General features: G+C 33.2%; 24 protein-coding genes and 1 pseudogene. 16 read left to right on the top strand and 9 right to left on the bottom strand.

From position 1 onward, the window contains the following. Positions 1–106: 106 nt before the first annotated feature. Positions 107–1735, bottom strand: coding sequence for an acyl-CoA carboxylase subunit beta (locus DMB68_RS18960; protein WP_110348210.1), 1629 nt, complete (start codon positions 1733–1735; stop codon positions 107–109). A 184-nt stretch (positions 1736–1919) separates the two neighbouring features. Here DMB68_RS18960 and DMB68_RS18955 point away from each other — a divergent pair, with 184 nt between their 5' ends. From DMB68_RS18955 to DMB68_RS18945, 3 genes are all read left to right on the top strand, one after another. Next, positions 1920–2510 (top strand): TetR/AcrR family transcriptional regulator, encoded by a 591-nt coding sequence (locus tag DMB68_RS18955; protein WP_110348209.1) that lies wholly within the window; start codon positions 1920–1922, stop codon positions 2508–2510. 69 nt (positions 2511–2579) lie between these two features. Continuing rightward, positions 2580–3038, top strand: coding sequence for a hypothetical protein (locus DMB68_RS18950; protein ID WP_110348208.1), 459 nt, complete (start codon positions 2580–2582; stop codon positions 3036–3038). Between the two features lie 2 nt (positions 3039–3040). After that, entirely contained in the window at positions 3041–3349 is a 309-nt protein-coding gene (locus tag DMB68_RS18945; protein WP_110348207.1) for a DUF3817 domain-containing protein, read from the top strand. Positions 3350–3641: 292 nt separating this feature from the next. On the opposite strand, the gene lpxD is transcribed toward DMB68_RS18945, so the two are convergent. The 3 genes from lpxD to prfB form a co-directional block, all read right to left on the bottom strand. Then, entirely contained in the window at positions 3642–4640 is a 999-nt protein-coding gene (gene lpxD / locus DMB68_RS18935) for a UDP-3-O-(3-hydroxymyristoyl)glucosamine N-acyltransferase (RefSeq protein WP_110348205.1), read from the bottom strand. A 587-nt stretch (positions 4641–5227) separates the two neighbouring features. Continuing rightward, a complete protein-coding gene (gene msrB / locus DMB68_RS18930) occupies positions 5228–5674 on the bottom strand; it encodes a peptide-methionine (R)-S-oxide reductase MsrB (RefSeq protein ID WP_110348397.1) in 447 nt (148 codons plus the stop codon). Positions 5675–5764: 90 nt separating this feature from the next. Next, positions 5765–6863 (bottom strand): peptide chain release factor 2 gene (prfB, locus tag DMB68_RS18925; RefSeq protein ID WP_110348204.1). Its coding sequence is split into 2 segments (ribosomal slippage): positions 5765–6799 and positions 6801–6863, totalling 1098 coding nucleotides; the frame shifts between segments, so codons are not numbered across the junction. 151 nt (positions 6864–7014) lie between these two features. Between prfB and DMB68_RS18920 the strand changes: the two genes are divergently transcribed. Next, entirely contained in the window at positions 7015–8034 is a 1020-nt protein-coding gene (locus tag DMB68_RS18920; protein ID WP_110348203.1) for a threonine aldolase family protein, read from the top strand. Positions 8035–8120: 86 nt separating this feature from the next. Here the strand turns inward: DMB68_RS18920 and DMB68_RS18915 are convergent, their stop codons facing one another. Next, a complete protein-coding gene (locus DMB68_RS18915) occupies positions 8121–8441 on the bottom strand; it encodes a YbaB/EbfC family nucleoid-associated protein (RefSeq protein WP_110348202.1) in 321 nt (106 codons plus the stop codon). Between the two features lie 65 nt (positions 8442–8506). Here DMB68_RS18915 and DMB68_RS18910 point away from each other — a divergent pair, with 65 nt between their 5' ends. Together DMB68_RS18910 and DMB68_RS18905 are read left to right on the top strand one after the other, a co-directional pair. Beyond that, on the top strand, positions 8507–10642 hold the full coding sequence (locus tag DMB68_RS18910) for a S9 family peptidase (protein WP_165830173.1): 2136 nt from the start codon (positions 8507–8509) through the stop codon (positions 10640–10642). Positions 10643–10711: 69 nt separating this feature from the next. Continuing rightward, the gene (locus tag DMB68_RS18905) at positions 10712–11752 is read left to right on the top strand and encodes a PLP-dependent cysteine synthase family protein (RefSeq protein ID WP_110348200.1); all 1041 of its coding nucleotides are present in this window, start codon (positions 10712–10714) and stop codon (positions 11750–11752) included. Between the two features lie 67 nt (positions 11753–11819). Here DMB68_RS18905 and DMB68_RS18900 read toward each other — a convergent pair. The 4 genes and pseudogenes from DMB68_RS18900 to DMB68_RS18885 all read right to left on the bottom strand — a co-directional run. Next, positions 11820–12206: pseudogene (locus DMB68_RS18900) on the bottom strand (peroxiredoxin family protein); the annotation flags it as partial. An 18-nt stretch (positions 12207–12224) separates the two neighbouring features. After that, positions 12225–12986 (bottom strand): DUF4369 domain-containing protein, encoded by a 762-nt coding sequence (locus tag DMB68_RS18895; RefSeq protein WP_110348198.1) that lies wholly within the window; start codon positions 12984–12986, stop codon positions 12225–12227. Positions 12987–13246: 260 nt separating this feature from the next. Beyond that, complete coding sequence (locus DMB68_RS18890; RefSeq protein WP_110348197.1) at positions 13247–13687, bottom strand: KTSC domain-containing protein; 441 nt, start codon at positions 13685–13687, stop codon at positions 13247–13249. A gap of 328 nt (positions 13688–14015) precedes the next feature. Then, positions 14016–14267: a hypothetical protein gene (locus DMB68_RS18885; RefSeq protein WP_110348196.1), complete on the bottom strand. Its 252-nt coding sequence runs from the start codon at positions 14265–14267 to the stop codon at positions 14016–14018. An 85-nt stretch (positions 14268–14352) separates the two neighbouring features. On the opposite strand from DMB68_RS18885, the gene DMB68_RS18880 reads away from it, so the two are divergent. The 10 genes from DMB68_RS18880 to DMB68_RS18840 all read left to right on the top strand — a co-directional run bounded on the left by DMB68_RS18880 (position 14353) and on the right by DMB68_RS18840 (position 22298). Next, entirely contained in the window at positions 14353–14895 is a 543-nt protein-coding gene (locus DMB68_RS18880; protein WP_110348195.1) for a hypothetical protein, read from the top strand. Next, on the top strand, positions 14895–15041 hold the full coding sequence (locus DMB68_RS23415; protein WP_091290999.1) for a hypothetical protein: 147 nt from the start codon (positions 14895–14897) through the stop codon (positions 15039–15041). The genes DMB68_RS18880 and DMB68_RS23415 overlap by 1 nt, the downstream gene beginning before the upstream one ends. An 80-nt stretch (positions 15042–15121) precedes the next feature. Next, the gene (locus tag DMB68_RS18875; protein ID WP_110348194.1) at positions 15122–15355 is read left to right on the top strand and encodes a hypothetical protein; all 234 of its coding nucleotides are present in this window, start codon (positions 15122–15124) and stop codon (positions 15353–15355) included. Then, positions 15345–15719 carry a YchJ family protein gene (locus DMB68_RS18870; RefSeq protein ID WP_110348193.1) on the top strand — a complete coding sequence of 125 codons (375 nt, stop codon included), beginning with the start codon at positions 15345–15347 and terminating at the stop codon, positions 15717–15719. The genes DMB68_RS18875 and DMB68_RS18870 overlap by 11 nt, the downstream gene beginning before the upstream one ends. A gap of 110 nt (positions 15720–15829) precedes the next feature. Next, positions 15830–16948, top strand: a complete 1119-nt coding sequence (locus DMB68_RS18865) for a vWA domain-containing protein (RefSeq protein ID WP_110348192.1) — start codon at positions 15830–15832, stop codon at positions 16946–16948. Between the two features lie 137 nt (positions 16949–17085). Next, on the top strand, positions 17086–18549 hold the full coding sequence (locus DMB68_RS18860) for an AAA family ATPase (protein ID WP_110348191.1): 1464 nt from the start codon (positions 17086–17088) through the stop codon (positions 18547–18549). A gap of 161 nt (positions 18550–18710) precedes the next feature. Continuing rightward, a complete protein-coding gene (locus DMB68_RS18855) occupies positions 18711–19304 on the top strand; it encodes a 2OG-Fe(II) oxygenase (RefSeq protein WP_110348190.1) in 594 nt (197 codons plus the stop codon). A gap of 114 nt (positions 19305–19418) precedes the next feature. After that, positions 19419–20093 (top strand): response regulator transcription factor, encoded by a 675-nt coding sequence (locus DMB68_RS18850; protein WP_110348189.1) that lies wholly within the window; start codon positions 19419–19421, stop codon positions 20091–20093. A 1-nt stretch (position 20094) separates the two neighbouring features. Beyond that, positions 20095–21498 (top strand): sensor histidine kinase, encoded by a 1404-nt coding sequence (locus tag DMB68_RS18845; protein WP_110348188.1) that lies wholly within the window; start codon positions 20095–20097, stop codon positions 21496–21498. A gap of 77 nt (positions 21499–21575) precedes the next feature. Further along, the gene (locus tag DMB68_RS18840; RefSeq protein ID WP_110348187.1) at positions 21576–22298 is read left to right on the top strand and encodes a universal stress protein; all 723 of its coding nucleotides are present in this window, start codon (positions 21576–21578) and stop codon (positions 22296–22298) included. Positions 22299–22386 lie beyond the last annotated feature (88 nt).

Genomic DNA, 22386 nt, shown 5'->3' with positions numbered 1-22386 from the left:
AATTATACACTAAGTTACTAATTTTTAATCAAATATTCATTTGTAACATCTTGAAAATAAGTTTTTTACTTTTTATTTAACGTATTTTCTAGAATTCTTAAAAACACTAAACCTGAATCACTCCTAAATTGAATGGTTTTTGGATTGGAGCGTGGTTAGCTGCTTCGATTCCCATAGAAATCCATGTACGGGTTTCTAACGGATCAATGATAGCATCTGTCCACAATCTTGAAGCAGCATAGTATGGAGAAGTCTGCTCATCGTATCGTGCTTTTATTTTGTTAAATAATTCGGCTTCTTTAGCTTCGTCGACAACTTCTCCTTTTGCTTTAAGAGAAGAAGCTTCAATTTGAGCCAGAACTTTTGCTGCCTGAGTTCCACCCATAACGGCAAGTTCAGCACTTGGCCAGGCAAATATTAATCTCGGGTCATAGGCTTTTCCGCACATAGCATAATTTCCTGCACCGTATGAATTTCCAACAATTACAGTAAATTTTGGTACAACCGAGTTACTCACAGCATTGACCATTTTGGCACCGTCTTTTATGATTCCGCCATGCTCAGATTTTGATCCAACCATAAATCCGGTAACATCCTGCAAAAATACCAATGGAATTTTCTTTTGATTACAGTTTGCAATAAAACGGGTAGCTTTATCAGCGCTATCAGAATAAATAACGCCGCCAAACTGCATTTCACCTTTTTTGGTTTTTACGACTTTTCTTTGATTCGCAATAATTCCAACAGCCCAGCCGTCAATTCTGGCATAGCCTGTAATTAGAGATTGTCCATAACCGTCTTTGTAAGCCTCAAATTCAGAATTATCAACCAAGCGATTGATGATTTCCATCATGTCGTATTGCTCGTTTCTGGCTTTTGGCAGGATTCCGTAAATGTCCTTAGGTTCTAAAGCAGGTTTTTCAGCTTTGATTCGGCTATAGCCAGCTTTATCGTAATCTCCAATTTTATCTACAATATTTTTGATTTTATCTAAAGCGTCTTTGTCGTCTTTTGCTTTATAATCGGTAACACCTGAAATTTCGCAGTGTGTAGTTGCTCCGCCTAAAGTTTCATTGTCAATAGTTTCACCAATTGCAGCTTTAACCAAATAACTCCCGGCAAGAAAAATACTTCCCGTTTTATCTACAATTAAAGCTTCATCACTCATAATAGGCAAATAGGCACCTCCAGCTACACAGCTTCCCATAACGGCAGCAATTTGAGTGATTCCCATGCTGCTCATTTGGGCATTGTTTCTAAAGATGCGTCCAAAATGTTCCTTATCAGGGAAAATTTCATCCTGAAGCGGTAAATAAACTCCCGCACTATCTACGAGATAAATAATCGGAAGTCTGTTTTCCATGGCAATTTCCTGTGCACGTAAATTTTTCTTTCCTGTAATAGGAAACCAGGCACCGGCTTTAACTGTTGCATCATTGGCGACAACAATACACTGTTTTCCTCTGATATATCCTATTTTAATTACAACTCCTCCTGAAGGACAGCCACCATGTTCAGCATACATTCCTTCGCCTGCAAAACCACCAATTTCTATACTTTTAGAATTTTCGTCTAACAAATAATCAATGCGTTCACGGGCTGTCATTTTGCCTTCAGCATGTAATTTCTCGATTCTTTTTTCGCCTCCGCCTAATTTTACTTTGGCAAATTTTTGTTTTAATTCAGAAAGTAACAGTTTATTGTGATCTTCGTTTTTATTGAAGTTTAAATCCATAAGATATTGATGTTTTACAAAAAAAGTGTTGGCTAATTTACAAAATCAATTGAAATAATTGGACTTCCTTATAGGTATAAAAATAAAAGACAGTAAAGTCTGTTGCTGGTACATTCTAAAAGTTCAGACTTGTGAAAACTCTTTTTTTTGGCTTAATTTGTTTTTCCATACTAATTAGTATTTTATGTCAAAAGCTGCAAACACCAGATTAACAATTCTTCATAAAGCATTTGAGCTGATTTATTCAAAAGGATATCAAACCACCAGTATTGATGATATTATTGCAACCACACAGGTTACAAAAGGTGCTTTTTATTATCATTTCAAAACAAAAGATGAAATGGGAATTGCTATTATCGAAGAGATTTTAAAACCAACGATGCAGGAACATTTTATAAAGCCAACAGAATCTTCGCAAAATCCAATTGAAGATTTTTATAATATGATTTCGTATTTATTGCTCGAAGATCCTTTTTTGCAGGTAAAATATGGCTGCCCAGTTGGAAATTTAACTCAGGAAATGACGCCGTGGAATGACAAGTTTAGTGGTGTTCTGGCAGAATTGGTCGATTTATGGAAAAAGACAATTATAAATTCAATTGAAAAAGGAAAAACATCCGGTTTGATTCGTAAAGATGTGATTGGAGAACAGGTCGCTTTTTTTATATTATCCGGCTATTGGGGAATACGGAATTTTGGAAAACTTCAAAATGATAATTCATCTTATCTTGTTTATTTAAAAGAGCTTAGGAGCTATTTAAATGGCTTAAAATAAAATTATTTTTCAAAAACATACTGTTTAGTATGTTTTTGAATATATTTGCATTGTCTAAATCAAAAAACAATGTATCAATCACTATTAGAATGCCATTCTTTTATAAGATGGTTCGTATTGGTAAGCTTGTTATATTCTATTTACATTGCTTACAAAGGTTACTCTCAAAAACTTCCTTTTACTAAAAAAGATAACCTCGCGCGGCACTGGACAGCTACAATTGCCCATATTCAGTTAATTTTTGGAATATTAGTGTATGTGCAGAGCCCTATTGTGAAATATTTCTGGAAAAACTTTAAAGAAGCAATTCAAAATTTAGATGCTTCATTCTTCGGAATAATTCATATAGTTTTAATGCTTACTGGGATAGTTTTTATTACAATTGGTTCGGCTTTAGCCAAAAGAAAACTTTCTGACGAGCAAAAATTCAAAACCATGTTTCTGTGGTTTTCTATCGCTTTATTAATCATTTTTATTGCCATTCCGTGGCCTTTTTCACCATTTGCAAACCGACCTTATTTTAGATAATTATGAAAAATTTACTCCTGACAAATACCGGAAGATTACGAATTATTGGATTCCTTGAAGGTACTTCTCTTTTAATTTTGCTTTTTATAGCAATGCCAATGAAATATATTTTTGAAATGCCTTTTTTAACGAGACCTGTGGGAACGATTCACGGAGCTTTGTTTCTGCTTTTTGTTTTTAATACTTTGAGCGTAGGAGTAGAGCAGAACTGGAAATTTAAAGAAATAACATGGAAAGTACTTTTGGCTTGTATAATTCCGTTTGGAACTTTTTATATTGATTCTAAAATTTTAAGTAAAATTCAAAATTAATAATAGTTATGATTTTTGTATTCAAGACAAATGTTGACAACATTTCGAAAGTAAAAAAAGTGACACCAAAATTGAATAAATTATTTCCAAACTCTAATTGGAATTTTGATCTTGAAGATTGTGACTGTATTTTGAGGTTTGAGTCAGATAATAATAGTATGAAAGAGATTATTTTTTTGATGAAAATTTTAGGTTTTGAATGTGAAGCTTTATAATTTTTTTTCAGGTTTATATAATGGAGCAAAAAAAAAACAGAAGGGAACTTCTGTTTTTTTATATTTTATTATTTTGATTATTTTTTAGAATCGCAGACAAGTCGTTTTAAAATTGCCCATTGTTTTAAAGCGTCACGAGCTTCAACAGCCGGGTATCCAAGCATTGTTTTTCCTGCCGGAATATCTCCCGTTACACCTGAACCAGCACCAACTACAGCCCCGTCTCCAATCGTAGTGTGATCTTTTATAGAAGCGCTTCCCCCAATAATAACCCCATTTCCTAAAGTTACAGAACCGGCTAAACCGCTATTTCCTGCCATGATACAGAACTTGCCTAGTTTACTGTTATGTCCAATTTGAACTAAATTATCAATTTTACAGCCATCTCCAAGAATAGTAGAACTGAATTTTCCACGGTCAACACAAGTATTGGCACCAATTTCTACTCCGTTTCCTATAATTACATTTCCGATTTGTGGAATTTTTACTAACCCTTTTTCCTTACAAGGACGGAATCCAAAACCATCTGCCCCAATCGTTGCATTTGGATGAATAATGCAGTCATTGCCAATATGGCAACGTTCACGAACTACAGCTCCGGACCAGATAATAGTATTTTTACCAATAGTACATTCATCCAGAATAGTAACATTGGGATAAATCGTAACATTTGCAGCAATTTCTACTTTTGGGCCAATATAGCATCCTGCCCCAATTTTAGTTCCTTCGCCAATAATAGCGGTTTCGTCTATTACTGCTGTCCTGTGAATTTCATTATGAAATATCGGACTAGGTGGAGCAAAAAGGGCTAAAATTTGAGACATGGCCAAATCAGCATTTTTTACTTTAATAAAAGCACGATTGTCTCCCGGTTCAATAGAAATGTCTTCGTTAACAACTGCTACTGAGGCTTTAGAAGCTTCCCACAATTTTTCATATTTTTTATTTCCTATAAAAGAAATTTCAGAAGTCGTAGCTTTTTCTAATTGTTCCGTAGCTGTTATGCATTGAGAAGTAGTGCCATAAATTTCACCTTTTATTACTTCGTTAATTTCTTGAATTGAATAGGATTTCATCTAATGAATTAAAATTTTATTTGGGTTAATTTTCGCCAAATAAAATAAATAAGATTTGAATTACCTAATCTTATTTTGAAGTTTTTTAATTATATTTTGAATTAAAAACTTTAAAAGTATTTTTTTAACATTTAAAATACTGAATTATTAATTGTTTTAGGAATTTTTGACTATCCTTTAGCTTTTTATTTTGCTGTAAACTGATTCAATAAACATGATTTATTAATGTTTTTTGCAATAATATATTAGTTTTAATGCATTGTTAATCAGTTAAAAGCCTGTGTTTGTTGGTTTAAAGAGGGGCTGTGTTGCGATAGGTCAGATTTTGCAATAAAACTGGATAATTTATTCAGTTTGAATTTTTTATATAATTTTCTTTTTAATACAAAAAAGAATAAATCAAAAGTGTTTTTATATCCTAATTTAAAGATTAACATTCTGTAGATGAAACATTAACAGGATAAAGTTTAAAATAATATTTTGCTAAATAGATTTTTTTTCTGTTTGTAATGTCTTAAATATCAATTTAAAGCAAAAAAGCGATTCATTTTTCAGGATGAATCGCTTTTAATTTTTTGATGTAAATGTTACTCTTTTGTTTTGGTAAGAGAAACCGCGTTGATGCAATATCTTAAGCCACTTGGGCCCGGACCATCAGGGAAAACATGTCCCAGATGGGCATCGCAGGTATTGCAGACTACTTCGACGCGAATCATCCCGTATGACTTGTCAGCATGATAGGCAATTGCATTTTCTTTAAGAGGCTGGGTAAAAGATGGCCACCCTGTCCCGGATTCAAATTTTTCACTGGCGTCAAAAAGCAGAGTACCACAGCATTTACATTCATAAATTCCCGGATCAAACAAACTGCATAATTCAGAACTAAACGATCTTTCAGTGCCTTTTAAACGGGCAACCTGAAATTCTTCAGGTGTTAAAAGCTGTTTCCATTCTTCTTCTGTTTTCTCTACTCTTTTGTCCGGAGTTGGATTTCCTTTATTTGTAAAATGAATTACATCTGACCATTTAATCATAACTTCATATTTTAGTTTCATGTTTAAAGTTTCATGTTTCAAGTTTACTGTGACTAACTAAAAAACTGAATACTGTGACTGAAAACGATATTATTCTTCTTCTTTTTGCCCCATCATCATTAAGAAAGCTTTTAAAAACGGATCAATATTTCCGTTCATTACACCATCAACATCACTGGTTTCATATCCGGTACGGACGTCTTTTACCAATTTATAAGGCTGCATTACATAATTACGTATCTGTGAGCCCCATTCGATTTTCATCTTTCCGGCTTCAATATCGGCACGTTGCGCTTGTTGTTTCTTTAATTCAATTTCGTACAATTGAGAACGAAGCATTTGCATAGCACGCTGTCTGTTGTCTTGCTGAGATCTGGTTTCAGAACACTGAATCTGGATTCCGGTTGGTTTGTGAACCAGCTGTACTTTGGTTTCAACCTTGTTTACGTTTTGTCCTCCGGCACCGCTTGAACGGGATGTTGTAATCTCGATATCAGCAGGATTAATGTCAATTTCGATACTGTCATCAACAAGCGGATAAACATAGACAGATACAAACGATGTATGGCGTTTGGCATTACTGTCAAAAGGCGAAATTCGGACTAAGCGGTGAACGCCATTTTCTCCTTTCAGATAACCAAAAGAATAATCGCCTTCGAATTCTAAAGTTACGGTTTTTATTCCGGCAACATCACCTTCCTGAAAGTTGAGTTCCTTTATTTTATAGCCATAACTTTCTCCCCACATCATGTACATACGCATCAGCATTCCTGCCCAGTCACAGCTTTCGGTTCCACCGGCTCCGGCAGTGATTTGAACTACAGCACTTAAGCTGTCACCTTCATCAGAAAGCATGTTTTTGAATTCGATGTTCTCAATGTGAAGTTGCGTTGTGTTGTAATTTTCATCCAGTTCTTCAACAGAAAGTTCTCCTTCTTTATAAAAATCATAAGCAAGCTGGAGTTCATCTGTAAGTTCGACAGCTTTGTCGTAATCTTCAATCCATTTTTTCTTGTTTCGAAGATTTTTTACAATTATTTCTGCTTCTTTTGGTTTGTTCCAAAAATCAGGAGCAAAAGTTTTTTCTTCTTCGTTTGCAATTTCGATTAGCTTGGCATCAACGTCAAAGATACCTCCTCAACGCACCAAGGCGCTCCACAATACCTTTTACTTGTTCGGCTGTTGTCATAAATTAATAGTAGTTTTATATGTTTTTTACAAATATTACGTTAATTTGGTTGAGTAATAAACCGCAAGTTAAAATTTATTAAAACTCGCTGTTAATAACTATCAGTTATACGTAATTTTGCACTACAAAAATAAGATATAGTTTTTAGAATATGGAAATAAATTTAATCAGCGATACTATTACCAAGCCTAGCTACGAAATGCTGCAGTATATGTTCAACGCTCATGTTGGCGACGACGTATACAGGCAAGATCCGACGGTTATCGAATTAGAGACCAGGGTAGCTGAGTTTTTTGGTATGGAAGCTGGACTTTTTTTTCCGTCAGGAACTATGGCAAATCAAACTGCGATTAAATTACATACACAACCGGGAGAGCAATTAATAGCTGATAAATATGCTCATGTTTACCATTATGAAGGTGGTGGGGTTTCTTTTAACAGTGGCGTTTCATGCTGTTTATTAGATGGTGACAGAGGAATGATAAATGCGGCTCAGGTTGCTGCAGCGATAAATGATCCTGAGTTTTATCACAGTCCTTTAACGAGTTTGGTTTGTGTAGAAAATACAACCAATAAAGGCGGTGGTGCCTGTTATGAATTAGAAGATTTAAGAGAAATAAAAAAAGTTTGCGATGCTAATAATTTGAAATTCCATCTGGATGGAGCGAGAATTTGGAATGCATTGGTTGCAAAAAGACAAAATCCTAAAGAATTTGGAGCAATTTTCGATACCATTTCGGTTTGTTTATCAAAAGGATTGGGGGCTCCAATTGGTTCAATTTTATTAGGAAGTAAAGCAGATATTCACAGAGCGTTAAGAATCAGGAAGATACTGGGTGGAGGAATGCGTCAGGTTGGCTATTTGGCAGCAGCCGGATTGTATGCTTTAGCTCATAATATCGAAAGAATGGCTGAAGACCACCGAAGAGCCAAGGAAATTGCGGCAGTTTTAAAGACAAAATCATGGGTAGCAGCTATTGAACCTGTAGAAACCAATATTTTGATTTTTTCTTTAGCAGAAGGTTATAGCGATCAGCTGTTAATTGAAAAATTGAAGCAGAAAAATATTTTGATAAGTTCGCTTGGGCATAATAAACTAAGAGTTGTTACGCACTTAGATTATAAAGAAGTTATGCATACCTATGTGATTGAAACGCTTCAAAAGTTCTAAGTTTTGTTTCAGATTATTTTTATTTCAGGTTTCAGGTTTGTATAGCGATTAACTTGAAACCTGAAACTTGAAACAATTTTAAAGTTTTACTTAAAAAGATTATCCATTCCGGGAATCATTGGCATATCCATTTTGGCTACAGCATCCAATTCTCTTTCGTTAACACTGGTCGCTTTTTCGATAGCTTTGTTTAGGGTTACAATTAAATAATCTTCAAGTTGCTCTTTATCTTCTAATAAAGAATCATCAATAGAAACTGATTTTACTTTTCGGCTGGCTGTAATTGTAATTTTCAATAATCCGTCAGCACTTTCTTCATCTATTAAAACAGTATCAAGGCGTTTTTTTGTATCTTCAATTTTTTGTTGGGTTTCTTTAAGTTTGCCCATCATTCCCATTAAATCCATTTTCGTTGATTTTAAATTATTTCAACAAAATTAGTTTATTACGGTGTATAATAAAGTAATATTTTATGAAAAAATTAATTCTGTTCTACTCACTATATCTTATTTTTGCCTTGTCTTATATAAAAACAAATGCTCAATCAATGCAAAATCATATACCGGCTCCACAGGCCAAAATAATTCCAAAATCCCTAAAAAAACATAAAGAAACCCGAATCGATAATTATTTTTGGCTGAATGACAGAGAAAATCCGGAAGTTATTGATTACCTGAATAAGGAAAATGAGTATTATCAGAAAATGACTGAACATACTAAAGGTTTGCAGGAATCTTTGTATGAGGAAATGAAAGGAAGAATTAAAGAAGATGATTCGTCTGTTCCTTATTTTTATAATGGTTATTATTATATTACCCGTTTTGAAACAGGGCAGGATTATCCCATTTTTTCCAGAAAAAAAGGAAGCCTTTCTGCTGAAGAAGAAATTATGTTCAATTGCAATGAATTGGCAAAAGGTCATGCCTACTTTAAATTAGGAGGATTAAGTGTTAGTCCTGATAACAAATTTGCCAGCTTTGCTGTTGATGTTGTAGGGAGAAGAATTTACACTATTCAGATTAAAAATTTACAAACAGGAGAAATTTTGCCGGATAAAATCGAAAATGTAACGGGAGAATCAGTTTGGGCAAATGACAACAATACCATTTTTTATGTCAGACAAGACGAAATTACTTTACGGTCAGATAAAGTATTCAGACATAAATTAAATACTAATTCTGCAACTGATGTTTTGGTTTTTAATGAAACCGATGATACTTTTAATGTTTCGGTAAGTAAAGAAAAATCCAGAAAATATATTGTTATCGGTTCAGGAAGTACTTTAACGACTGAATACAGGATTTTAAATTCGGATAATCCTGATGGAGAATTTGAAGTGTTTCAAACGCGCGTTCGGGGTTTAGAATACAGTATTTCACATTACGAAGATTCGTTTTATATTTTAACAAATAAAGATAAGGCTACGAACTTTAAGTTGATGAAAACGCCTGAGAACAGAACTGAGAAAAAATTCTGGAAAGATCTTATACCGCATCGTGAAGATGTTTTGTTGGAAGATATTGAAATATTCAAAAATTACTTAGTTGTTGAAGAGCGCTCAAATGGGTTAAATCATATTCGAATCATGCCATGGAATGGCGAACCGGACTATTATTTGCCTTTTGGAAGCGAGACCTATAATGCATATACAACAACCAATATTGATTTTGATACCGATGTTTTACGTTACAGTTATCAATCACTCTCGACACCATCGTCTGTAATTGATTTTAATATGAAAACCAAAACCAAAGAAATCTTAAAAGAGCAAGAGGTTCTCGGAGGGAAATTTGATAAAAACAATTATATCGAAGAAAGAATTTGGGTAACGGCCAGAGATGGAGAAAAAGTGCCAATTTCGATGGTTTATCGTAAAGGATTAGAGAAAGATGGTAAAAATCCCTTGTTACTTTACGCATATGGTTCGTACGGAATTACTATGGATACTTATTTTTCATCTACCAGACTTTCTTTATTAGATAGAGGATTTATATTCGCAATTGCCCACATCAGAGGAGGTGAGGATTTAGGAAGACAATGGTATGAAGATGGAAAACTGTTAAAAAAGAAAAATACCTTTACAGATTTCATCGATTGCTCTAAATTTGTAATAAACGAGAAATATACTTCTGCTAAACATTTATATGCAGAGGGTGGATCTGCCGGAGGACTTTTGATGGGAGTTATTATAAATGAAGCTCCACATTTGTATAACGGCGTTATTGCCCAGGTTCCTTTTGTTGATGTTATTACAACAATGTTGGATGATAGTATTCCGCTGACAACAGGAGAGTATGACGAATGGGGGAACCCAAATAATAAAAAATATTATGATTATATGTTATCATATTCACCATATGATAATGTACAAAAGCAAAAATATCCTAATATGTATGTTTCTACCGGATTGCATGATTCGCAGGTTCAATATTGGGAGCCGGCTAAATGGGTAGCTAAACTTAGAAGTTTAAAAACAAATGACAATCTATTGTTTTTAGATACTAATATGGATGCTGGCCATGGTGGGGCTTCGGGACGTTTTGAGGCTTTAAAAGACTTAGCAAAGGAATTTAGTTTTTTATTAGATTTAGAGAAAATTAAAAGCTAATTAGAAATTTTTTGTTAAATTTGCAACCTATCGGGGTTATTTAAAAATGCCTTGATTAACTATTTTTTTATGAAAGAAGAAATAAATGCTTATAATAATGTTTTAGAGTTAATAGGTAATACCCCGCTTATTAAACTAAATAAAGTCACCGAAGGGTTAGAAGGAAATTTCTACGCAAAGGTAGAAGCTTTTAATCCGGGACATTCGTCAAAAGATAGAATAGCATTATATATCATTGAAGAAGCGGAGAAAAAAGGAATTTTATCTCCAGGTGATACCATAATTGAAACAACATCCGGGAATACAGGTTTTAGTTTGGCTATGGTAAGCATTATAAAAGGCTACAACTGTATATTGGCAGTAAGTTCAAAATCATCCAAAGATAAAATTGACATGTTGAGAAGTTTAGGGGCAAAAGTTTATGTTTGTCCGGCTCACGTTTCAGCAGATGATGAAAGATCGTATTATAACGTTGCAAAACGTTTGCATGAAGAGACTAAAGGTTCTGTTTACATTAATCAATATTTTAACCAGCTAAATATTGATGCACACTACAATACTACAGGTCCTGAAATCTGGCAGCAGACAAAAGGACAAATTACACATCTTGTTGCTTGTAGCGGAACAGGAGGAACAATCTCCGGAACTGCAAAATTCTTAAAAGAACAAAATCCAAATATTAAAATCTTAGGTGTTGATGCTTTTGGATCGGTATTGAAAAAATACCATGAAACAAGAGAATTTGATACTAAAGAAATTTATCCTTACAGAATTGAAGGTCTGGGTAAAAATTTAATTCCGTCTGCAACTGATTTTGATATGATCGATAAGTTCATGAAAGTGACAGATGAGGAAAGTGCTCATTCAGCCAGAGAGATCACCCGTAAAGAAGGTTTATTTGTTGGATATACTTCCGGTGCCGTAATGCAGGCTATAAAGCAATACGCAGAAGAAGGGGAGTTTACTAAAGATAGTAATATAATTGCAATTTTTCCTGATCATGGATCTCGTTACATGAGTAAAGTATTTAGCGATGACTGGATGAACGAGCAAGGGTTCTTTGATAGTGTAAACGAAGAAGAAGTTCAAAAAATTGAATTTGTAAAGTAAAGTAATCAAAAATTACTTTTAAGCATAAAAAAACTCCAGATGAAAATCTGGAGTTTTTTGTTATGTATTATTTTGCTAAAAGTTCTAATATTTTTGCTCTTAATTCAGGACCTCTTAAATCCTGTGCAACGATTTTTCCTGATGAATCAAGTATAAAGGTTGCGGGAATAGATTCAACTCCGTATTGTTTCGCAATTGGCTCATCCCAAAATTTTAAGTTAGAAACTTGTGTCCAGCTTAAATTGTCTTTTGCTATGGCTTCTTTCCAGGCTGATGCTTCCTTGTCAAGAGAAACGCCAATGATATTTAGTCCTTTTGAATGCAATTCTTTGTAAATTGCTACAACATTTGGATTTTCTTTTCTACACGGGCCACACCATGAAGCCCAAAAATCTACAATTGTTACTTTTCCTAAACTTTCTTTAAGCGATATCGTTTTGCCTTCAGGGTTAGGAGCTGAAAAATCTGATCTTCATTTAGCACTGCCAACCGGAGGAGCTGATGCACCAACTGCAGGCATTTTCATTTGACCAATTTTTTCTTTAGTAGCTTTTCCTGGTTTTGTGTTTTTCAAAGACTCATCTAAAGAGTTGTACAAGGTTTCTGTTTTTTTTAAGTCAGCACTTGGATCGTTAACTAAGCTTTGAATAATTAAAGCAGAAATAAAAGATTTTGGGTGTGTTTCAGCATAAGCTGTATATTTCTTTTTAGATTCAGCCTGAACATCAGTTTGAATAGCCATGTATTCTTTCATTAAACCATTGATAACTGCTGTATCTTGTTTTTGTTGAGCAGCTTGCATCGTTTGAGTATTTTTTTTCTGAAAATCAATTAATCTTTTTTGAACTTTAGTAAGATCTTCATTGAATTTTACATACTCGTCATTGCTGTAAGTTCCTGAAATTTTTGATTTATGAATACTATCTTTATCAACTTCAATTTTAATTTCACCAGTTTCTAAGATAAAAGGAACCGGACCTTGTAAATCCTGAACAATTAAAGTATGAAAAGCAGGTTCAGTAACTTTTCCTTTTATTTCAAATTTTCCATTTTCAACTTTTACAGTATCAAGTGCTAAAACTGCCATTGTTGTTGGATCCTGACCTTGAAGAATTATTGTTTTTCCGTTCTCAATTCCTTTTGCAGTTCCCGTAATAAGGAATTCTCCGTCTTTAACTTTGCTGCAAGAAATTATCGCTGCAGAAGCGGTAAGTAAAAAAAATATTTTTTTCATTATAAAAAATTAATTAGTTAATTGATTTGTGCAACAAAAGTATTTAAAAATATAAAACATCAACAATTTTACTACCTAAAATTTTGTTATAGTTTTTTTTGTGTCAAATGCTTTATAGATAGCAGTTTAATTGTTTTTTGTTAATTAAAAAACAGCTAAAAATTTTATTATTCAGAATTATAGAGATGATTTTAATAATTTTTAGCATAAAAAAAAGGCATTCCGGTGTCAGAATGCCTTTAGGATATTATTGCAGAAATCTATTCCTGATTTGTCTTTTTTCTCCAGGTAAAAGAGTTTAAAATGTGTCTTTTTGCAAATCTTCCAGGAGAATCAGCATTTACCATTTTTATGTAAGTTGCTTTAGGGACACTAATGTATTCATAAACACTTCCATTTGAAAAATCGATAATCAAACGACCTTCAACAAATTTGTAATCTGTAATTGAACAAGTCGAAATCGTTTCAGTATATTCAGGTAAATTTGCTTTAATCGTTTCAGGATTAATACTTACTAAAAAGTGGTATGCCTCAATGATAGCTTTACTTTTTTCTTCTGCAGCTTTCAAACCAGCATCATCTCCCTGAAATTTGTCAGGATGAGATTCTTTCATCGCATTACGATAAATGGTTTTTAAATCTTTTAATTCTGCAGTTTTGTCTACGTTTAGTAACTTTCTGTATTCAACTATTTTTTTCATAAATAAAGGTAACTACTTGTCTATTAGTTTGAAATTGATGTTAATTGTTCAAAAAGACAAATTTTTTGCAAAGGTACACTTTTTTTTAACTTTTTACTTTTGATCGAAAAAATATTCAGAAAATAAGTAAAAATTAGATAATAAGTCAATTAGAAAATTAGATAATGTAAAAAACAAGGAGCTGATTCCCGCTATCCGTTCTAATCTTTCATGCCGAACCCCGGCATAAAAGGATTTCCACTTTTATCGGGGCTAAGGCACTCGTTTTTATAAGACCTTTAGATTTTAACCTGAAACTTGAAACAAAAAAACTTGAAACAAATTTTAATTATTTATTCTCAGGTTTATGATTGGCCTTATCGAAGTTTTTAGATTTCTTCGGATATTTATCATAACTGATATCGCTTGGATTTTCGATAACCGACTTAATTGTGATCCAATCACCTTCTTTAAAGTTAGACTGTACAGTTTTATAATCTAAAAGATATTGACCACAAAAATAATTGTTGTTTTCATCTTTTTCGATGATGCCGGTATAAACTCCTTTTTGCGGCATTTTTTCTTGTGAATCTTTAGACATAGTTTTTTTATTTTAAATTGAGCTGCAAAGTTAATCAATTTTGGTTTGTTTTAGGGAGTTCGTGACAATCTGAGTATATTTGCACATGCAAAAAAACTTTAAGCCACATCCTAATTCTTTTAAGAATACCTTTTGTGTTTTTAATGAAGTGCTTCCAAATGAAATTGAAGGTTTAAAAAAGCAGTTCGAAAGCAAAGCAGGAAGTACTTATTATTATACTGAAGCAGGAATGTATCGCGTTTCCAATCATTGGGGAAGATTAGCCAATAGTAAATGGCGCTTAATTGCCCGTGAACCGGAAACCGAATCGAAAACAAAAATTGGTTTTGCTGCCTGGGAAGAATTTTATCCGGATAATGCCGAAGAGAAACTCTATTATATAGAAGTAAATTTCGAAAAGAGTCTGGCAAATTATCAGCATAAGAAAAATCCGGATTATGACGGAAAAGCAATTTTAAGAACAAGTTTTGAAACCACAAAACGTTTAAAACAAATCAGGAATCTGCAGCAATTAACATCTTGGGCAAAATATTTTGATTATGATGATATTGCCGATTTGAGAAAACAGATTATTAACGAATTGATTTTTACTGAAAAAAGTTTAGAAGAAATTAAAAGAGAAATATAATGGGACGCAATAACGAACGAAATATCAAAATTCACAATGACAAATTGCATAAAGCCCAGGCTAAGAAAAAACAAGCCGAAGTTTCGCGCAAAGAAAAGCTCAAAGAGATTGTGAAGAAATTCAATGAAAATAAAACAGAAGAATAAATAATATCAGCCACGAATTATATTTAAATAAAAATTGAATTAAATTCGTGAATTCGTGGCGAAAAAAAAAATAAAAATTTATGAATACAAAATTTGAAACTTTAAAAGCAAGTGTACAGGAAATCATTGATTTGATTGCTGCTGAAAATAACAGGGAAGCCAATAACAAACTTTTAGAGGTAAGTGAAGTTTTAGACGAAATGATTGATTTTGCTGAAGAAGATGAAGAAGTGAGAGAAATCACTCGTTATCAGGTTTTGTTGAATCAGCTTCATGTAAAAATTAATGGAGAAGAAGCGGTTGATGGAGAGTAAAAAATGCTTTTGCGATACAGGTTTGCTGTTCGTAGACTGTTGTGGATTATATCTCGAAAAAAATCAAAAAGCACCGACTGCATTAGCCTTAATGCGTTCGAGATATTCGGCTTATGCGACTCATAATGCCGATTATCTTTTAGAAACGACTTATGTTTCTGAAAGGCAATATTACTCAAAAGCTGAAATTTTAAGATGGGCCACAAGTAATAAATGGCGACAACTGGAAATTTTATTTTACACAGAAGATAAGGTAGAGTTTAATGCTTATTTTTTGGATGAAAATCAAAAATCGCAAATTCATCACGAATTTTCGACATTTAAATTCGAAAATGGCATGTGGTTTTATGTTGATGGAAATTGAATAATTGCAAATTTTCTTGTCAAAAAGAGAATGCTTTACTCCCGTATTTTAACTAAAAATTAATAAACGTTTCGTTTTTCATGGCTCTAAAAAAGATTAATTTTAGAACTATGAAAAACGAATTTAAAAAAGGTTTTTATTTTAAGACTTACGAAGCACCTTTTCAGTCTCCGTTTGAAAAACTTTTTGGAATTTTCAAAGAGCTGATCACCCATACTTCGGGAGATTTTGACGAAGCTATAGACTGGCTTCGGGAGTTGGATAAAGAATACAAACTCACCGACGAAAACTACACAATCGATGATTTTATCGAAGATTTAAAAAAGAAAGGTTACATAAAAGACGAAGCAAAACCCGATGGTACAGCTGGTTTTGGAATTACTGCCAAAACTGAAAGGGCAATCAGACAACAAGCACTTGACCAGATATTTGGTAATTTGAAACGCGCCGGAAACGGAAATCACAAAACCAAACATGCCGGAAATGGCGATGAACATACCGGTGAATTTCGGGGATTTAATTTTGGAGATGGTTTAGAACGTATTTCATTGACAGAAAGTTTGCGAAATGCCCAGATTAATAACGGTGTTGAAAGTTTCATGCTGACCGAAAATGATTTGGTTGTTGAAGAAACCCAATTCAAAGCCCAAATGAGTACTGTTTTGATGATTGACATTAGCCACAGTATGATTTTGTACGGCGAAGACCGAATTACCCCCGCCAAAAAAGTAGCCATGGCTTTGGCCGAATTAATTACAACGCGTTATCCAAAAGATACTTTAGATATTTTGGTTTTTGGAAACGATGCCTGGACAATCCCAATCAAAGATTTACCGTATTTACAGGTTGGGCCATATCACACCAACACTGTAGCAGGTTTACAGCTGGCAATGGATATTTTGCGAAGAAAACGAAATACCAACAAGCAGATTTTTATGATTACTGATGGAAAGCCAAGCTGCGTGCGTGAGCGTGACGGTTCCTATTATATGAACAGCAATGGTCTTGATGAATATATTGTAGACAAATGTTATACACAGGCACAGCAAGCCCGAAAATTACACATTCCGATTACAACTTTTATGATTGCCAGAGATCCTTATTTACAGCGATTTGTCAATCAATTTACAGAAGCCAATCAGGGAAAAGCATTTTACACAGGACTAAAAGGTCTTGGAGAAATGATTTTTGAAGATTATGAAACAAATAGGAAGAAAAGAGTTAAATAAGGTTCAAAGATTCTGAGGTACTAAGGTTCAGAGGCTTCTTTTGAAAATAAATTAATGAAACGTATACGGTAGAGACGCACTGCTGTTCGTTTGACACAGTTCATATAATTAACAATAAATCGATATTTCAATAAAAAATGGAAATAAACAATATAACAACATTAGGCCAATTAAAGGCATCAGGATACATAACCAAATCTATTAAAGACGAATTACGAAATAACCTTCGTGAGAAAATTAAATCAGGTCAACCCGTTTTTGAAGGTGTTCATGGTTTTGAAAATACTGTAATTCCTGAATTGGAAAGAGCAATTTTATCTCGTCATAATATTAATTTATTAGGACTTCGCGGTCAGGCAAAAACCAGACTGGCGCGTAAAATGATCGAATTATTAGATGAATATATTCCGTTTGTTGCCGGTTCAGAGATTAATGACGATCCTTTGAATCCGATTTCGCGTTTTGCAAAAGATTTAATAGCAGAAAAAGGAGATGAAACATCAATTTCATGGCTGCATAGAAATGAGCGTTTCTTTGAAAAACTAGCTACTCCTGATGTTACAGTAGCCGATTTGATTGGAGATGTTGACCCGATAAAAGCAGCCAATTTAAAGTTATCATATGCGGATGACCGGGTAATACATTTTGGTATGATTCCGAGAGCGAACCGCTGTATTTTTGTAATCAATGAATTGCCGGATCTGCAAGCCAGAATTCAGGTGGCGTTATTTAATATTTTACAGGAAGGCGACATTCAGATTAGAGGTTTTAAATTAAGAATGCCACTTGATATGCAGTTTGTTTTTACAGCAAATCCGGAAGATTATACTAATCGTGGAAGTATTGTAACGCCTCTAAAAGACAGGATTGGCTCTCAAATTTTAACGCATTATCCGGAAAGTGTGGCAATTGCCAGAACGATTACAGAGCAGGAAGCAAAACTGGATGAAAATCAAACGGATGTAGTTTATGTTCCTGAGCTGGCAAGAGATATTTTAGAACAAATTAGTTTTGAAGCACGTGAAAGTGAGTACATTGATAATAAAAGTGGTATAAGTGCCAGAATGAGTATCACAGCTTTTGAGAATTTGATAAGTACGGCTGAGCGTCGCGCATTAAAAGCCGGAACAGACAAAACAGTTTTGCGTTTGTCAGATTTTATCGGAATCATTCCTGCTATTACAGGAAAAGTGGAGTTGGTGTATGAAGGAGAGCAGGAGGGGGCAGCAGCTGTAGCACAGAGTTTAATTGGTTCGGCAATTCGAACTTTATTTTCTGATTTCTTTCCGAAAATTGAAAAACTGGAAAAACCAGGTGGAAAAACTCCATATTCTGATTTGATTGAGTGGTTTTTTGCAGAAAGCGGTTTCGAATTATTAGACGAAGCTTCTGATGCTGAATATCAAACTATTTTAGACGAAGTAACTCCTTTAGATGTTCTGATAAAAAAATACCAGCCACAATTAGACAAAAAGGATCAATATTTCATGAAAGAATTTATTTTATGGGCTTTGGTAGAGTATAAAAAATTAAGTAAAGATCGTTTTGCAAAAGGACATCAGTTTAAAGATATGTACGGAAGTTATATTAGCAAATTATAAATTGTGAATTGTAAATTATAAATTAAGATTACGTCAAAATCAAACCTGACAGTTTTTAAAAACCTGTCGGGTTTTTTATTTATTGAAAATAAAGCTATTACTAGTTTTATTTCGGCTACCTTGCTCCGTTGGCTGTATTTGCAGTCTTTCCCAAAAGAAAAATGGAAGAAGGTTTCGAAGATTTGATTGCGAGTTATATTGAGAATAAAGTTGGAATATCGGAATATTTTTTAAGCCCTGAATTGGCGAATCATTTAAAACAAAATTTACTTGATTTAAATCAGAAAAGCTTACTGATGGCAGCTGGAATTGGGAATTCAGAAAAGCTTTCTTATGACGGAGCTATCAGAAGTGATTCAATATATTGGTTAGATAAAAAACATAACAATGTCTTTGAAAATGCCTTTTTTGATCAGATTGATGCCTTTATTATTTATCTAAATGAGAGTTGTTATGCCGGAATTACAGGTTATGAATTTCATTATTCTTTATATGACAAAGGCGATTTCTACCTGAAACATCTCGATCAGTTTAAAAATAATCCAAGTCGTAAATATTCAATGATCAGTTATCTCAACAGTAATTGGAAAGAATCCGATGGTGGAGAATTGATGATTCATCAGGAAAATAATAATCAAAAGATTTCACCAACTCAGGGAAAAACTGTTTTCTTTAAAAGTAATGAATTGGTTCATGAGGTTTTGGTAACCCAAAATGCCAGAATGAGTATTACAGGCTGGCTTAAAAGCGATTAATTTTTTTGAATAGTAGTTTATTTCTTTATTTTCTTCATAATAAAATCATAATTCAGGTTTAAGTAATTTGTATTTACATTTCAATTCTTATTTTTGTTAAAATACATCTGCTCAATGAAACTACTCATAGTCGAAGACGAACCAAATCTACTTTCCATTTTACGCAAAGGATTCGCTGAAAACAATAATGATGTCAGCGTTGCTCTTGATGGGAAAACGGCTTTAGAGATGATTCAGAATTATACTTTTGATGTAGTCGTTTTAGATGTAATGCTGCCTGATATTAACGGAATCGAAATTTGCAGAAGATTACGTGCTGCCAAAAATTTTGTTCCGATTTTGCTTTTAACAGCTCTAGGTACTTCGGAGAATATTGTAACAGGACTCAATGCGGGTGCAGATGATTATTTGGTTAAACCATTTAAATTTGGAGAACTTGATGCAAGGGTGAATGCATTAAATCGAAGGGCTAATCAGGAAACGGAAAAAGTAGATACTATTATAATTGGCGATTTAGAAATAAACAGCAATGCCAAAACCGTAAAACGAGAAGGAGAATCCATTATTTTAACGGCAAAGGAATTCAAGTTATTATATTATTTAGCCAAAAATACGGGCAGAATTGTTTCCAGAGATCAGATTTTAGATAATGTTTGGGACATTAATTTTGATATGAATACCAATGTTGTGGATGTTTACATCAATTATCTGAGGAAAAAAATTGACAAACCTTTTACAACCAAACTGATTCATACCATGAAAGGTTTAGGTTACGTTATACAGCCATAAAATGGATATAAGAAAAAAAATTACTTATACATACGTTGCCCTTTCTACCTTTAGTACATTGCTATTGTGTATTATTGTTTTTGTTTTTTTTAGGGAAAATAACAGATATCATTTCTTAAAAAGATTAGAAGACAGAGCAAAAATCGTTTCTTCAATTCATTTTCAGAACGATCCTGAAAAAAGCAAATATTACAGTGAACTTAAAAAAAATGGTCTGGAAGAACTTATTGAAGAAGAAGAATATGTTCTGAAAATAAACAGTGCGAATAGTTTCGATTATAATACAAAACTAAATTTACCTAATAAATTTTACTCGAATATTTTAAGTACCGGGAAAGACTATTTTGAAATCAACAGCAAGTATTATTTAGGTCAGGTTTTTACTGAAAACAATCAAAAATATATTGTAATAGTTGGTGCAAGAGATCGTAGAGGGAAAACAACGACAATTTATATTGCTAAAATATTAATTTTTGGAGGCATTGGCTTTATAATTCTTGCTTTCCTTTTTGGTAGAATATTAGCAAAAAGAGTAATTAATCCTGTGGCGCGAATTACGAAAGAGGTAAATAGAATTAGTGCTTCAAATCTTCATAATAGATTACCGGAAGTTAAAAACTCAGATGAAATTTCAGATCTTACACATACATTTAATGATATGTTAGATCGTCTGGAAACTTCATTTGAGATTCAGGCGAACTTCATCAATAATGCTTCCCACGAATTAAAAACGCCAATTACAACTATTATTGCCGAATCTGAAATTATGCTTTTGAAAGAAAGACCGGTCCCGGAATATATTCAGTCTTTAGAAAATATTTATAGCCAGGCTTCAAAATTAGGAAATCTAACCGAAAGCTTACTGAAACTGACACAAACAGGTTACGACGGAAAAAAACAGGTACAGGATATTGCCAGGATTGATGAATTGTTACTGGATGTAAAATCAGATCTGGATAAAATTTATCCGGATAACCGCGTGAGTGTCAAACTTAATTTTGCGCCAAAAGATTCCAATTTGCTATTGATTCCGTGTAATAAGCCATTATTAGAATTGGCTATCAACAATATTATTACAAATGGTGTAAAATATTCTGATAATAATGAAGTTTTTGTAAACCTTTCAGCTAATAATGAATGGATTAAAATATCGATTAACGATATCGGAATTGGTATTCCGCCAGAAGATATTCCGCATTTATATGAGCCTTTCTTCAGAGGAAAAATTGCAGCTAAATATATAGGATATGGTTTAGGTCTTCCTTTGGCTTCAAAAATTATCAGAATGCATGATGGTGAAATACAAGTGCAGTCAGAACAAAACAAAGGAACAATTGTAACTATTGTTTTTAAGAAAGAAAATTCTAAAAGAGCGAATATTAAAAATTCTAATATTGAATCTTAGAAAATTCTAATTTTAGATTAAGCCCTGTCTAATTTACCCTGTGTTATTTTGTATGTATAAACTAAACAATTATACATATGAAAAATTTCCTTATACCCACTACTTTAGAACTTGATACTGTCAGCGCTGTAAAATCGGCAATTAATCAGGCAAAAAACACTAATTGTGAGATTATTTTAATGATGGTTTCTGATACACCGGATGCTTTTTCTTCTGCACAATTTTTACGCGAAATGAGAACTGCACTTACAGCAAGCCAGGAAGAAGTTCTGGAAACCTGCCGATACATTATAGAGCACACTGCAAATTGCAAATTAAAAATTCATAACCAATACGGACTTTCAGCCTCTATTCTTAAAGGAATTATCGAAGCTTTTGCGGTTAAGTTAATTGTTCTGACTCATTCTTATAAACAAGAAACCAAACGAATTCATCAGTATTTGGTAAAATTGGCAGGAAATCAAAAATGTCCGATTTTACATTTAGGTACCGAAGTAAATAAAGAAGATTTTAATAAAGCGCTTTATATAGAAAATGCCGGCGCCAATATGCATGTTAAAGATGTACAACAATTTTTAAGCGCTAATTTTTCATTTGAAATTGTCAGTCAAACGGGCAATTTTGATAATGACTACGAGCAGTTTGCTCCTTATTTGTCTGAGGCTATTTCAAAATATGATATCGATTTATTAGTAGAGACACGTAAAAGCGAAAAAATTAAATTCAAAAAAGTAAAAAAACACAGTATCAATGAAAAATCAGGGCTTCCGGTACTTTCATTATATGAGGAACTGGTTTAATTGGTTTAGTAAAGCGTGATTAGAAAAGAGTAATTGGCCTTTTAAGGTTTAAGCAATACTAAGCTAATCACTAAGGACTAATTACTAA

The organism is Flavobacterium hydrophilum, from assembly GCF_003202405.1.
Lineage (GTDB): Bacteria > Bacteroidota > Bacteroidia > Flavobacteriales > Flavobacteriaceae > Flavobacterium > Flavobacterium hydrophilum.
This window is presented reverse-complemented; position numbering and strand designations above follow the sequence as displayed.